The organism is Mesorhizobium sp. UC74_2 (genome assembly GCF_042701485.1).
Lineage (GTDB): Bacteria > Pseudomonadota > Alphaproteobacteria > Rhizobiales > Rhizobiaceae > Mesorhizobium.
Genome location: NZ_CP170562.1, coordinates 1,736,257 through 1,750,141 on the forward strand (window position 1 = coordinate 1,736,257; position 13,885 = coordinate 1,750,141).

11 protein-coding genes and 1 pseudogene are annotated in these 13,885 nt (G+C 61.5%); 5 read left to right on the top strand and 7 right to left on the bottom strand.

Annotated elements, in window-relative coordinates:
- Positions 1 to 83 precede the first annotated feature (83 nt).
- From ACFJIU_RS08375 to ACFJIU_RS08385, 3 genes are all read left to right on the top strand, one after another.
- Positions 84 to 644, top strand: a complete 561-nt coding sequence (locus ACFJIU_RS08375) for an RNA polymerase sigma factor (RefSeq protein ID WP_379073010.1) — start codon at positions 84 to 86, stop codon at positions 642 to 644.
- Positions 645 to 646: 2 nt separating this feature from the next.
- A complete protein-coding gene (locus ACFJIU_RS08380; protein ID WP_379069845.1) occupies positions 647 to 2,710 on the top strand; it encodes a von Willebrand factor type A domain-containing protein in 2,064 nt (687 codons plus the stop codon).
- A 192-nt stretch (positions 2,711 to 2,902) separates the two neighbouring features.
- Positions 2,903 to 3,169: a hypothetical protein gene (locus tag ACFJIU_RS08385; RefSeq protein ID WP_379069847.1), complete on the top strand. Its 267-nt coding sequence runs from the start codon at positions 2,903 to 2,905 to the stop codon at positions 3,167 to 3,169.
- A gap of 124 nt (positions 3,170 to 3,293) precedes the next feature.
- On the opposite strand, the gene bmt is transcribed toward ACFJIU_RS08385, so the two are convergent.
- From bmt to ACFJIU_RS08400, 3 genes are all read right to left on the bottom strand, one after another.
- Positions 3,294 to 4,316 carry a betaine--homocysteine S-methyltransferase gene (bmt, locus tag ACFJIU_RS08390; protein ID WP_379069850.1) on the bottom strand — a complete coding sequence of 341 codons (1,023 nt, stop codon included), beginning with the start codon at positions 4,314 to 4,316 and terminating at the stop codon, positions 3,294 to 3,296.
- 105 nt (positions 4,317 to 4,421) lie between these two features.
- On the bottom strand, positions 4,422 to 5,018 hold the full coding sequence (locus tag ACFJIU_RS08395) for a DUF1989 domain-containing protein (RefSeq protein WP_379069853.1): 597 nt from the start codon (positions 5,016 to 5,018) through the stop codon (positions 4,422 to 4,424).
- Positions 5,019 to 5,055: 37 nt separating this feature from the next.
- A complete protein-coding gene (locus ACFJIU_RS08400) occupies positions 5,056 to 5,913 on the bottom strand; it encodes a helix-turn-helix domain-containing protein (protein WP_379069856.1) in 858 nt (285 codons plus the stop codon).
- Positions 5,914 to 6,144: 231 nt separating this feature from the next.
- On the opposite strand from ACFJIU_RS08400, the gene ACFJIU_RS08405 reads away from it, so the two are divergent.
- Both ACFJIU_RS08405 and ACFJIU_RS08410 read left to right on the top strand, forming a co-directional pair.
- Entirely contained in the window at positions 6,145 to 7,155 is a 1,011-nt protein-coding gene (locus ACFJIU_RS08405; protein ID WP_379069859.1) for a fatty acid desaturase, read from the top strand.
- 64 nt (positions 7,156 to 7,219) lie between these two features.
- The gene (locus tag ACFJIU_RS08410) at positions 7,220 to 8,032 is read left to right on the top strand and encodes a phosphate/phosphite/phosphonate ABC transporter substrate-binding protein (protein ID WP_379069862.1); all 813 of its coding nucleotides are present in this window, start codon (positions 7,220 to 7,222) and stop codon (positions 8,030 to 8,032) included.
- A gap of 29 nt (positions 8,033 to 8,061) precedes the next feature.
- On the opposite strand, the gene ACFJIU_RS08415 is transcribed toward ACFJIU_RS08410, so the two are convergent.
- The 4 genes and pseudogenes from ACFJIU_RS08415 to ACFJIU_RS08430 form a co-directional block, all read right to left on the bottom strand.
- On the bottom strand, positions 8,062 to 9,090 hold the full coding sequence (locus ACFJIU_RS08415) for a purine-nucleoside phosphorylase (RefSeq protein WP_379069865.1): 1,029 nt from the start codon (positions 9,088 to 9,090) through the stop codon (positions 8,062 to 8,064).
- A 106-nt stretch (positions 9,091 to 9,196) separates the two neighbouring features.
- Complete coding sequence (locus tag ACFJIU_RS08420) at positions 9,197 to 10,561, bottom strand: M24 family metallopeptidase (RefSeq protein ID WP_379069868.1); 1,365 nt, start codon at positions 10,559 to 10,561, stop codon at positions 9,197 to 9,199.
- Positions 10,562 to 10,591: 30 nt separating this feature from the next.
- The gene (locus ACFJIU_RS08425) at positions 10,592 to 11,227 is read right to left on the bottom strand and encodes a GDSL-type esterase/lipase family protein (RefSeq protein WP_379069871.1); all 636 of its coding nucleotides are present in this window, start codon (positions 11,225 to 11,227) and stop codon (positions 10,592 to 10,594) included.
- Positions 11,228 to 11,238: 11 nt separating this feature from the next.
- Positions 11,239 to 13,823, bottom strand: a pseudogene (locus ACFJIU_RS08430) (FAD-dependent oxidoreductase).
- Positions 13,824 to 13,885 lie beyond the last annotated feature (62 nt).

A 13,885-nucleotide genomic window follows, 5' to 3' on the forward strand; every position in this document is an offset into this window, starting at 1 on the left:
CCACAGCAATCTCGAACACATCTGGAAAAAATCTTCCCATCCGCCCAAGGATTGGCCAATAGGCGTCGTCCAACAGGCAAATGATGGCGATGATGCTGGACGACGAGGCATCCGACAGCGAGCTGATCGGACGAGCCAGGCAGGGAGACAGGAACGCGTTCGGCCAGCTGGTCGGGCGTCACTATGACTTTGTCTACCGCGTCGCCTATCGCTGGAGCGGCCGCAAGGCCGATGCCGAAGATGTCGCCCAGGACGTGTGCGTGCGGCTCGGCCGCGCGATCCGCGACTATCGCGGCGGCGGCGCCTTCACCACCTGGCTTTATGCCATGACCCTCAACGCCGCGCGTGACCTTGCCCGCAAGAGTGCGCGAGAGAGCGCAAAGACGGAAGCTTATGGTGGCCACATGCTCATCGTCGGACAGGCGCAGGCCGCTGAACCGGACGATCCAGTGGATGCACTCTGGGCGGCCGTGCGTCTCCTTCCCGACAAGCAGCGCGAAGCCGTCCTGCTGGTCTATGGCGAAGGGCTCAACCACGGGGCAGCGGCCGAAACGATGGCAATCTCGGAGGCGACGGTTTCATGGCACATCCATGAAGCGAAGAAACGGCTGAAAATTCTTATGCGTTCAGCCGGGGAAGTGTGACCATGGTCGATGACAACGAACTGAAAAAGTTGCGCGATGCGGCACTGCCAGGCCCGGATGCCGAGGCGCGCGCCCGCGCGCTTTCTGCCGCCATGATGGCCTTCGATGAAAAAGATGAGGTGGCAGCCCAAGGAACGGCGGCAAGGCCGCGTCTCACTTCCCGAGCACTCACGCTCTGGAGAGAGATCATGCAGAAGAAGCTCATCGCCGCACCGGCTATTGCCGGTCTCGTCGCACTGCCGATCGCGGGTTACACGGCGTTTCATCTGATGCGAGATGGCGGTCCAGCGCTCGATGCGGGCGGCACGGTCGCCGAAACGCTCGCCGACAAGCCGACGCCGCCAAAACCGGATGCGCAGGCACAGCCGCCGATGGTTGAGGCACCTCCGACAGAGGATCTCAAGCAAAAGGCTGCTCCCTTGGCTTCTACCGCCAAAACCGAGGCTGCCGCGCCTGCCGGCAACGTGCAGGTTGTCCCGCTCAAGGAATTGACGCGAATGAGAAGCGCCGAGATGAAGCTCGCCGCACCGCTGGCCGAAAGTGAAGCCGCCGATGCGCTGGCACGCAGTCCGGCAAGCACGACGCTGATGGCCGAGCCGACAATCGCAGCGGCCCCGATGCCCGCCGACACCATGCAGCCGCCTGAGGAAAACCGCGACCGCATCCAGGATTTCAAGACCAATCCGGTCCGCTCGGCGAAGGAAGATCCGGTCTCGACCTTTTCCATCGATGTCGATACCGCGTCCTATTCATTTGTGCGCCGCTCGTTGAAGGACGGAGCGCTGCCGCAGGCCGACACGGTGCGCGTCGAGGAAATGGTCAACTACTTCCCGTATGACTGGAAGGGGCCGAACGCCGCCGAAACGCCGTTCAATACCACCGTCAGTGTCATGCCGGCGCCTTGGAATGCCGAACACAAACTGATGCATGTCGCCATCAAGGGCTACGATATGCAGCCAGCGGTGCAGCCAAAGGCCAATCTGGTCTTCCTGATCGATGTCTCCGGTTCGATGGACGAGCCGGACAAGCTGCCGCTGCTGAAATCCGCTTTCCGCCTGCTCATCAACAAACTCAAGGCCGACGATACCGTTTCCATCGTCACCTATGCGGGCAATGCCGGAACCGTGCTCGAACCAACCAGGGCGGGTGAGAAGGACAAGATCCTGCGCGCTATCGACAATCTAGCGCCGGGTGGCTCGACAGCCGGTGAAGCTGGCATCCGTGAAGCCTACCGTCTGGCGCAGAGATCCTTCGTCAAGGGTGGCATCAACCGGGTCATGCTTGCCACCGACGGTGATTTCAACGTCGGCCAGACCGATGACGACGATCTCAAGCGGCTGATCGAGAAGGAACGGGAGACCGGTGTTTTCCTTTCGGTTTTCGGTTTCGGCCGTGGCAATCTCAATGACCAGATGATGCAGACCATCGCCCAGAACGGCAATGGCACTGCCGCCTATATCGACACGCTGGCCGAGGCGGAAAAGGTGCTGGTGGAAGGGGCATCCTCGACGCTGTTCCCGATTGCCAAGGATGTAAAGATCCAGGTCGAGTTCAATCCGGCAAAGGTTTCGGAATACCGGCTGATCGGCTACGAGACACGAGCCCTCAACCGCGAGGACTTCAACAACGACCGCGTCGATGCGGGTGAGATCGGTGCAGGCCATTCCGTGACGGCGATCTATGAGCTGACGCCGAAAGGCACCACGCAACAGGTCGACGATCTGCGCTACGGTGAAGCGACGACCAACAATGGCGGGGTTTCCAATGCGGATGAATATGCATTCGTGAAGATCCGCTACAAATTGCCGGACGCAGATACATCCAAGCTGATCACCACTCCGGTGACAGGAGCCAATGAGGTCTCATCCTTCGATGCGGCCGGTATCGATCAGCGTTTCTCGATAGCCGTGGCGGCTTTCGGGCAGAAGTTGCGCAACGAGGATGCGACCGCCAAGTTCGGCTACGACCGGATTCAGGAGATCGCCAACGCGGCACGCGGCGCCGATCCGTTCGGCTACCGGGCGGAGTTCCTGTCGCTGGTGCGGCTGGCTGCTGCGATGAATTGATCGCTTCTCCGCTTGGCGAAGAGTCGGTCGGCGAGGGTTGCGGCTTGCCCGCTACCCTCATTGCACTCTGTCTCGGGCCAGTGTGATCGGCTGCTCAGTCGCCGATCGTTAAAATGCCGAATAGTTTCGATACTGCACTGCAATGTAACGTGGGGTAAGAAGCTTGCGGGGACGCTCTTTAAGGGTTTGGACGTGCGCATAGACGGGATTTCGACTTCGGTTCAGGTGGCGACCACACAGGTTGCCGAGCCGAGCAGGGTATCACAAACGACGATCAGCAGGGATGTGGAGACCGCGCGCAAGACGGCGCTGTCCGCCCTCACCAACGAGCGCTTTCGCGCGGCGCTGGAGAAACTCAGCGATCCACGTGCCTCGGAAACGATCGCGCTGATGCGCAATGACGGACCGTCGGCCGACTTTGGCTCGGCGCAGGCACGCTACGCCGATAACAGCAACTAGAGCAATTCACAGAAACAACGGCAGTTCCAAGAAAAGTGCGTTGCGCTTTTTCACCCGGAATTGCCTGAAAACAAAGAATTGGAGCGCTTCCGAGAAAGACGGAAACGCTCCGGGAGCGATCTGGTCAGGCCCGCGAACGACGACGCTCGCGGCGGCCTTCAGCGGTCTCGTTGGCGTTGGCACTGGCCGCCTTGTTGCGCAGTGGCCCGATGCGCTCGACGATGGTTTCAACCGTCGGGCGCACGTCCTTCTTGTGCACGTCCAGAGCTTTGCGCATCGCAGCCAGGTGGGCGAAAGAGGTACCGCAACAGCCACCAACAATCTTGGCGCCGGCGTCGACGGCCAGGCGCACATAGTCGGACATCAGTTCCGGCGTACCGGAGTAATGAATTTCCGTGCCGCGGAATTCCGGGATACCGCAATTGCCCTTGACGATGACGGTGGCCTCAGGCTTCGCCTCGGTCATGTCCAGCAAGGACGCCAGAATGTCGGAGGCGCCGACACCGCAATTGGCGCCGACGCCGAGCGGGGCTTCAGACAGGCCGTCGGCGACCGCATGGATATCCTTCGGCAGCAAGCCCATCATGGTGCGGCCGGCGGTGTCGAACGAGCCGGTATAGGTATAGGGCAGGCCAACGCGGATGGCGGCTTCGGCAGCTGCGCGGATTTCATCGGGCGCTGACATGGTCTCGATCCAGGCTACTTCAGCGCCGCCGGCCTTCAGGCCTTCGATCTGCTCGGCAAAGGCTTCGACGGCATCTTCGTAGCTCAGGGCTCCGAGCGGGATGAGAAGTTCCCCGGTCGGACCGACGGAACCGGCGACGATGACCTTTCGGCCGGCACTGTCGGCAACCGAACGGGCGATTTCGGCTGCCTTCTTGTTCAGCGCGAAGACGCGATCCTGCGCATGGTGCAGCTTCAACCGGTGACGAGTGCCGCCGAAGGAGTTGGTGAGAATGATGTCGGCGCCGGCGTCGACGAAGCCCTGGTGCAGTTTTGCAATGGTTTCGGGCGCGGTCTCATTGAGAATTTCCGGAGCTTCGCCAGCCGGCAGGCCCATGGCGAACAGATTGGTGCCGGTGGCACCATCGGCCAGCAGCACACCCTTTTCTGCGATCAGGGCATCGATCGGATTGATGGTCGTCATGGCGCGCGCTTTCAAACTCGAGTTTGAATAAGGATATAAAGAAGTCTTTATGTCTAGTCAACCGAGGCGCGCCTTCTCCGGGGCAGAAGAAGGCGTGCTGGTCGACTAAGTTGCGGGAAACAACTCGACCTCGATTTCGGTGCAGGTATCGCCATTGGTGGGGTGATGGTCGACCGAGCAAGCGGTGACGACGATCAGGAGATCGCGTTCGGCGCGCAAGGTCACCGACCCACCCGGCGGGTTGATTGAAGCATCGACCAGCAGCGTGCCGTCCGCTGTCGGCAGCGAATTCTGGAAGAAGTCGACCGGGTCCGGCGTGAAGGGAAGTGTGATCCCCTCGGCCGCGAGCACTTTGTGCAGATTGTCCTGGCAGCTTGGATGCTCGTCGAAGCCGGCGCGGCGATAGAGTGCCGCGTTGCAGGCGGGAAACAGCATATCATGCGGTCCGGGGGAATCGTTTGCTACCAGGGTCAGCAGCGGCTCTCCGGTTGTGCCGTAGAAATGCTCGCCGACCGCCGGAAACAGCCGCTCGATGATATCGCGGGTGTTCGAGGTACTCAGCCAGTCCGGCGTATCCCCTGTCACGAAAGCCCAAAGATCGGCCACCTGCTGGCCCTTCGGGTCGACGATGCGGATGAGTTCGCCCTCCCTGATGCGGAAGGCGCGACCGGATTGTGGAGGCACGACAATATGACGACCCAAGGATGGCTCCTGTTCTGATGACGGCGGGAAGGTGGCGTCAGGAGCGCGAAACCGCAAGGGGCAGGTCGGCCAGACGCTGGGCGAAGGCCGCGGCTTCATGCGCGTTGATCTCGGCTGCACGGATCAGATTGTCGAAATGACCGGTCAACGTGCGGATCGGCTGGGTGGCGTTGAGCACGATATACATGTCGCCAACGTAAATCGCGGCGCGGTAAGGCCCGAAGATGGTATAGGGGATCGAATAGCGCATCCGCCCGTCATAGAGATAGAGGCGGAACGTCGGATAGAGGTCGTCGAGCAGCGCAGCCATATGAAGCAGTTGCTCGCGCCGCTCTTCGGCAGGAAAGGCATCCCAGACACCCAGGCCACGCGCGAATATCTCCAGCGTATGGCGCGGCATGCAGACTTCCATGTCCGTCTCCGGGCGCCGGCTGTAGTCGATGCGATACTGCGTTTCACCGGCCTGCGCCTGCCTGCTCTTGTTGGAGATGCCCGCCTCGTAGTCCACCAGCGCCTCGGTGCGCAGAAGATCGGGGATGCCGGCCGGCACGTAGCGAATCTTGGTGCCGACCGCTTCGGCGTGCCATTTGGCAATCAACGTGCGCTCGAAACCGCCCGAGGCCTCTTCGATTTCCAGGCTTTCCCGGATTTCGCCGGTCACGCCTTCATCCTGAGAAAGGCCAAGCAGCCAATCGAGCGAAACCTTGAATTCGGCGGCGATGTTGAGAAGCGTTTCGGCGCGCGGCAGGCGCACGGATGCACCGGAAAGCAGCTGAGACAGCGCTGAACGATCGATGCCGACGGCAGAGGCGAAGGCCGACTGGTTGAGGTCGGATCGTGTCAAGAGCAATTTCAGCCGCTCCCGGAACACAGTGGAGAGGTCGCGCTTGTCCATTGCGTTGTTCCTCCGAAACCTAGCAAAAAGTTCTACACATCAGCTTCATTCGCGCAAACAGGCGGAAATGAATCTCCAGGTTTGTTTACTGAACACATCATATGCTTGCAAAGGTGCGCAATCGCAACATTTTGTGCGCTTTGTCGCGTTGAGACAGCGTATGACTGCTGACACAATGCTGTCAGGAATCACAGACCGGTTCCGGCGACTGAAAGGGCAGTGGTCGATCGCATGGCGAACAAACGTAAGAAAGTGAGCAGCAAACCGGCGGTGGAATGGCCAACCGTTTTTCTCGCCATCGGTTGTTACGGGATCTGGCTCACAGCCGGCCTGCTGATCTGGCCCTCCTATCCGCTGGTAGCCCTTTTCGTGCTCACACTGACGGTCGCGTTGCAGTCGTCGCTGATCCATGAAGTGCTGCACGGCCATCCGACCCGCAATGCGTTGGCCAACGAAGCCTTCGTTTTCCTGCCGATAGGTCTCATATGGCCATTCCGCCGCTTCAAGACGCTGCATCTGCGCCATCATGCCGACGAGCGCCTGACCGACCCGCTCGACGACCCGGAAAGCTACTACAAGGCGCTATGGCACCATGACGAGTTGCCGCAGGTGATGAAGTTGCTGCTCCGGATCAACAATACCATGGTCGGCCGCTTTTTCCTTGGCCCATGGATGTCGATGATCGGCTTCTTCATCGACGACGCCAAACAGATGCTTGCCGGGGATAAGGCGATCCGCCAGGCTTGGCTGCTGCACGTCATCGGGCTCGCCGCCGTGCTTTTGGTGATTCAGTTCGGTTTCGGCATGCCGCTGTGGCTCTATATTCTGGTGCCGATGTGGTTCGGCCAGTCGCTGATAGCCATCCGCACCTACGCAGAACACCAATGGTCGGAACATCCCGAGGGCCGCACGGTGATCGTGGAACGCTCGCCGCTCTCCTTCCTGTTCCTCAACAACAACCTGCACTTCGTGCATCACAGCAAGCCGACCGTTGCCTGGTACAAGCTGCCCAAGCTGTTCCGGGATGAGCGCGAAAAGTGGTTGAAGGCCAACCATGGCTATTCCTATCCGAACTACTTCGCGCTGCTGAAGGCCTATGCTTTCAAGGCGAAGGAGCCGATTGTGCACCCTGTGCTGCGGCGTGTACCGGAAAAGGGCAGGGCTTTTGCCCCGCGCGTGCGAGCTCGTAATGTCGGCGGTCTCGGCACTGCCCCGGTTCCTGCCGAGCCGTCGAAGGAATGAGGCGTTCCTCCAAAGGTTTTTCCCCCGCTTGAAACCGGCGACCAGCAGCGGCCATATCTTCGACATGAGAAAGTTTGTTGCGGCTCTGCCGATGTATGACTGGCCTGAGGCACGAGCCGAGGTCGATGCCCAGTGGGCAAAGATCCGTGCCGCATTGCGGCACGCCGGCGTCGATGCACCTGAAATGGTGGTGCGGCGCAATGCCGACCTGCCTGCCGTTCCTGGCGATATCCGCGACGCTTCCGGACAGGTCATCGTTGCCGATCCCACCAGACTGCCGCCAGACGAGCTTGATTTCCATGCCGTCTGGCTGCATCCGGCACTGCTGTTTACGCAGACCTGCTGGGGGCCGATGGAACTCGGCCTGGAACGCCATGTGCAGGTGGTCGGCCAGCCGAGCTACGATGGCATCGAAGGCGGGCGGGATGGTTTCTACTCCAGCGCCATCGTGATGCGGCGGCCGGGAAAACACGTTGCCGCGCCCGAGAACGGTCAGGCGCTCATTCCGCTGGAGCTGATCCGCGGCAAGCGTTTGGCCTTCAACAGTCTCGATTCCATGTCCGGAATGATCGCCATAACCCGCGACCTCGAGGCGATGGGCGAAGGCCTCGATATCTTCGCCGAACGTCTGGAAAGTGGCGGTCACCGCAATTCCATTGTCGAAGTCGCCGAGGGCCGGGCCGACGTCGCGGCGATCGATTGCCAGAGCTGGGCTTTGGCGCAGCGCTTCGAACCGAAGGCGAAGGACGTTGCCGTCGTCGGCTGGACGGCGCGCCGCAAGGGACTGCCCTTTATCACCGCGCGCGCCACCCCGCCGGCACTGCTGGCAAAACTGCGTGATGCTCTGGTCGGCGAAAACGAGTCGATTGCCGGCTGAAGTTTCCCCATCACGCGAGATCGCTGGCCCTATCTAGCCGGTACACCTTTCTGCCAGTCTGCCCATCCGTTGATGACGGCATCGGCGAATTTCGAGCCGACCCGGTAGGCATTGGCGGTTGCTGGGCCGAAACCGCCTGAATCCGCGCTGAGCGATTCAATGGCCGTCTTGCCTTCCGGCTCGCGATCGAAGTTGGATGCGGTGCGCAAAAGCGCGATGCGGTCGAATTGCAGCAGGCCGGCATCGGCGCCGCGCTGAAGCGCTGTCAGGGAGGCATTGTCCTCCATCTGCGTGGTACAGTAGTTGCCGGCGCCGTCGGTCAGCAGCGAGACCCATTTGCCCATGCTCTCCGCGGTCTTCGAGCCGTGCCAGTAAGTGTCCGTCGAGAGTGTGTCGCAGATACTGACGACGGGTGCCGCGTTGCCTGGCGCGGTCTTGTATGCCGCTCGATAGGCCTTGGCCTCATCGCTGTCTGCCAACTCGACGCCACTGGTCAGGGTGAACGCCTTGTTCACCAGCTTCTCGTTCAGCCTGTAGACTTCAGTTCCGGAGCCCCATTTGGGCTTCTCCCCAGGTTTCTGGGCGCCGAGCCCGACCACGCCGTCTGGCCAGTCGGCGGGGATCTGGCGTGGATCGATCTCGTGGCGAAGGCCGGCGTCGACCGCGAAGCGGGCCCAGTGGGCGGAGCCCAGCGTGCCGTCGCCTGGATCGACGCCGGCAATACCGGCGATCAGGACGTAGCTCTGCTTAAGGTCGAACAGGCCGCTGTAGATCACGGCCGACACCGAACTGGCAGCATTGGCGTAACCCATTGCCGTCGTCATCACGCATAGGCCCGCTGCATCGCAGGCGACTTCCGGATACTCCTTCGGCAGGCCTGGCACGTTCACCCTGGTGTCGAGCTTGCGTCCTTCCAGCCATGGTTTCGTTTCGCCGCCGAACATGGTGACGACGAGGACCTTCGGTGCGATCGGCTGTGCGAAGGCCGCAGAAGGCGGCGAAAGAAGGACTGCAGCCAGTGCTGTGCTGGCAAGACCGAGGCGACGGGGAGATGGCATGGGCTTGTTCCGCGGTTGATGGGCGACAGATGCCACTATCCTCGCCGGTGCCGCATGCAGCCATGCCGCGCCTCGCGCTTTCCACACCAAAATGGAGGAGCAGAATTCACTCTGCCAGGAGACGCTCGTCGAGAGGATAGCTCGACAGCTTTTCGGGACCGGTCCGGGCAATCAGGATCTGCTCTTCGAGTTTGACACCTTCGCGCCCACCCAGCCGGCCGATATAGCTTTCCACGCACAGCACCATGCCGGGCTCGAGAACGCCGTCCGGCGTATCGGCAGTCCAGTCGGCTGCATGCGGCAGGGTCGGGTATTCGTCAGCGAGGCCGACGCCGTGATAGAGCACGCCGTAGCGGGTTGGGAAACAATCCGGTGGTGGTACGGCGGAGCGCTCGACGAGTTCCCTGAACGAGATTCCCGGCCGCATCAGCTCGATGTTGCGGGCGATCTGGTCGGCGGCAACACGATAAAGATCCCGCTGCTCGTCGCCAGGACGGCCATCGCCGCACAGCCAGGTGCGCGAGAGGTCGGCACAGAACCCATACGGGCCGATGAGGTCGGTGTCGAAGGCGACGAGGTCACCGGTCTCGATGACGCGCGACGAGCATTCCTGGAACCGGGGATTGGTGCGCGGACCTGACGAGAGCAGCCGTGTCTCGATCCACTCGCCACCGCGTGCGATGTTGCCGCGGTGCAGTTCCGCCCACAGTTCGTTCTCGGAGACGCCTGGCTTCAGCGCAGTCTGCATCTCGCCCATGGCTGCCTCGCAGGCGACGATGGCGCGGCGCATGGCCAGGATTTCATCGGCCGATTTGATGAGGCGGGCATTCTCCATGACGGCTTCGCCATTGCCGATCGCGATGCCCAGGCGCGCGAGCGCCTCGACGCCTTCGAAGTCGAGATGATCGACGGCAATGCGATTGTTGCCGCCGCCGTGTTCGCGTACCAACTCGGCAATGCCGGCAGCCCAGCGGCGTACCTTCATTTCCGTCAGCTCGCCGCCATAGAGATACATCCAGGACACGGCCGGTCGTACTTCGTCGACAACACCGGAATGGTCGGACAGGTGCTCGCAGGAGAAGTAGTCGAACAGAACGACCGGTCCTTCGGTCGCCACGAAGCAATGGCGTGTCGGGTTGTGCGCGACCCAGAGCTGCATGTTGGTGCTGTCGGTCGCGTAGCGGATGTTGACGGGATCGTAGAGCAGCGCACCGGCGTAGCCGCGACGCTTCAGTTCGGCGCGGATGCGCTCGAGACGATATTTCCGCATCGCCGGCAGATCGGGAGCCGCGATGCCCGCTGCCGCCCACTCGCGCTCGGCGGTTTCACCATAGCCAAGAACATGCTGGTTGAGTGAGGCCGCCTTGTCACGAGCGGCGCGCAGTGCCTCGATGTTGCCCACCATATCCGGTTCGAATGGCATGATCTTGCGGTGTCGACCAAAATTGCCCTTAGCCTGTTCCTCCCGCATCGTCGTTCGACCCTGACTGGTTGGTTGCTCCTAGCGCGCCAAAACTTCCGAATGGACGCGTGGTCCCTCGGGCGCCTGGCAGAATGCAGCGATCGCACGAGCAATCTTGAGGCCACCCTTCACCGATGGCTCAATGGGGTTGGCCAGGTCTTCGTCGTGATCGCATATCAATCGCAGGTCGATCAGTGTCAGCCCCCGCAGGAACGCTGCGCGCGTGATCACGTCGTTGAACACGGTCAAAGCCGTATTTGCGATACGGCGTTGCATCGGTTCCGCAAAGCGCCCGTCGTATATCGTGCAAACCGCCGTAGGGCGGTTCCTCGCCATCACACCATCGAGCATGGCGTTGTAGCTGTGGGCGAAATTGTCGCGAATGCTGGCCAGGCGATCCAGGACTTCGGCAACCGACGCTGCGGGTTCACCAAGGATGCCGCCATGGTCGAGCGCATCGTTACCCCCGACGCTGAGCGCCAGGTGTGTTACGTCGCTCCCGAGCCAACCCAACTGCCGCTTTACATCTCCGGTGAGACTTCCGTCGACTGCGTGAAGGCTTGTGCGCCATTCCGTCAGCAAAATGCTGCGCAATTGGCTCGCCACGTCGGGTCCGTCGCCGACGTAGCTGCCATTGTCGAAAATCGAGTCACCGAGCAAAACGACGTGGGGCATGAGCTTTTCGGCTACCCGCGCATCTTTTCGCCGCTCGGATCGAAGGGAGGCTCGACATTGATGCGGGCCGGACGGCGGTGGCCGAGAATTTCGATTTCGAACAGGCCGGCGCTCTCGTCCTCGGCCAATGCCGCTGGAACGTATCCCTGCGCCATCGACTTCTGCACATAGTGTGCATAGCCGCCCGACGTGATCCAGCCGACAACGCGCCATTCGCCATCGACGATGCCGCGCACGGCGGAAGCACCTTGCGCAGCGGTTGAACCGCGCACTTCCTTGCCGAATTCGTCGAAGCGTGGCGCACCGTAGCCGTGCGGCTTCTCGACCGTGCCATAATCGGTGGGAACCTTGGCCCAGATCGGCTCGTCGCCCATCACATCGGCGTCGGCAGCGTCCACGAGGAAGGAGACGCGACGCAGCCTGGAGCCCTTGCCGTTGGCCATTTCAGCCTGCTCTCCGGCCGCCGCTTCGCGGCCGATGAAGTCGTTCTTCTCCATCTTGATGAAGCGGTCCATCGCCCCCTCGAACGGGCCATAGATCGGCCTGAGCTCGCGGAACCATGTCGGGAAGTTCTTCTCCAGGCGCATGGCAAGCAGCGCACGCATGCCGAAGTCGATGATGTCGAATTCCGCGCCCGCGTCCTTGATGGCGGCATAGACAAGCCGCTGATAGGCAGGCTGCATCCAGATTTCGTAGCCGAGATCGCCGGTGTAGGTGATGCGGTTGACCAGGCATGGCGCGCCGCCAACGGCCATCTCGCGGAAATCCATGAACCGGAACGCCTTGGACGACACGTCGATGTCGGTCAGCTTCTGCAGCAGCTCCTGGCTTTTCGGCCCGGCAATGGAGAGGCCGACAAGGGTCTGGTCGAAGCGGTGGATGCGAACCGAGCCGTCCTTCGGCAGATGCTTCTCGAACCAGCGCATATGGTACTTCTGCGCCGCGGACGAACCCCAGATCATGAACTTGTCGTCGCCTGTCTTGGCGATGGTGAAGTCCCCGATCAGCTTGCCAAATTCGTTCAGCATCGGGGTCAAGACGATGCGGCCCTTCTTCGGCATGCGGTTGGTCATCAAACGATTCAGGAAATCCTCGGAAGCCGTTCCACTGACTTCGTATTTGGCGAAATTGGCGATTTCGGTGATGCCGACGCGCTCGCGCACGGCGCGCACTTCATTGCCGATATGTTGGAAGTCGTTCGAGCGGTGGAAAGAGACGACGTCCTTTGGTTCCGTACCCTTCGGTGCGAACCAGAGCGGGGTCTCCAGGCCCAGCTGTCACCCATGACGGCATTGTTGGCCACCATCGTATCGTAGAGCGGTGTCGTCTGCGCCGGGCGAGCCGCGGGCAGTTCCTCGTTCGGAAAGCGGATGGAGAAGCGGCGCGAGTAGTTTTCGCGCACCTTGGCATTGGTATAGCGCAGGCTCGCCCACTCGCCGAAGCGGGCGACATCCATGCCCCAGACGTCGAAACCGGGATCGCCGTTCACCATCCAGTTAGAGAGGGCCAGGCCGACACCGCCGCCCTGGCTGAAGCCAGCCATGACCGCGCAGGCGCACCAGAAGTTGGTCAGGCCCTGGACCGGACCGACCAGCGGGTTGCCGTCGGGCGCGAAGGTGAAGGGGCCGTTGATGACCTGCTTGATGCCGGCATTGGCGATGCCCGGGAAATGCTTGAAGCCGATCTCCAGGGAGGGCGCAATGCGGTCGATGTCAGGCTGCAGCAGCTCGTGGCCGAAGTCCCAGGGCGTGTTCACCGGCGACCATGGCTTGCAGGCCTTTTCATAGGTGCCGAGCAGGATGCCGTTGCGCTCCTGGCGAGTGTAGATCTCACCCTTGAAGTCGAGAACGCCGACCATCTCGCGACCGGTCGACTTGTTGAATTCCTCGACCTCCTTCATGGGTTCGGTGAGCAGATACATGTGCTCCATGGCAAGCAGGGGCAGCTCGACGCCAACCATGCGTCCGACTTCACGTGCCCACAAACCACCGCAGTTGACGACGTGCTCGGCCTTCACCGTGCCCTGTTCGGTGACGACGTTCCAGGTGCCGTCGACTTCCTGGGTCAATTCGATGACGCGGTTGCGCAGCACGATTTCGGCGCCCAGTTTCTTGGCAGCCTTCGCATAGGCGTGAGTGGTGCCAGACGGATCGAGATGGCCTTCGACGGGATCCCACATGGCGCCGACGAAATTCGTCTCGTCCATCAGCGGGAACATAGCCTTGGCTTCCGAAGGGGTGATCAGCTCGGTGTCCATGCCGAGATAGCGGCCCTTGGCGTGGGCCAGGCGCAGGAAGTCCATCCGCTCCGGCGTGTCGGCCATCATGATGCCGCCGGTCAGGTGCAGCGAGCAGGACTGTCCGGAAAGCTCCTCCAGCTCCTTGTACAACTGCACGGTGTAGGCCTGCAGCTTGGCGACGTTGGGATCGCCATTCAGCGTGTGGAAACCGCCGGCGGCGTGCCAGGACGAGCCGGACGTGAGCTCCGACCGCTCGATCAACATGACATCGGTCCAGCCGGCTTTTGCCAGGTGGTAGAGGACCGAACAGCCGACGACGCCGCCGCCGATCACAACCGCTTTAACGTGGGATTTCATGGAGTTATTTCTCAATCTGGATTGTTTGATTCATGTTGCGGGGCAGCCTGGCCCGCTGATTA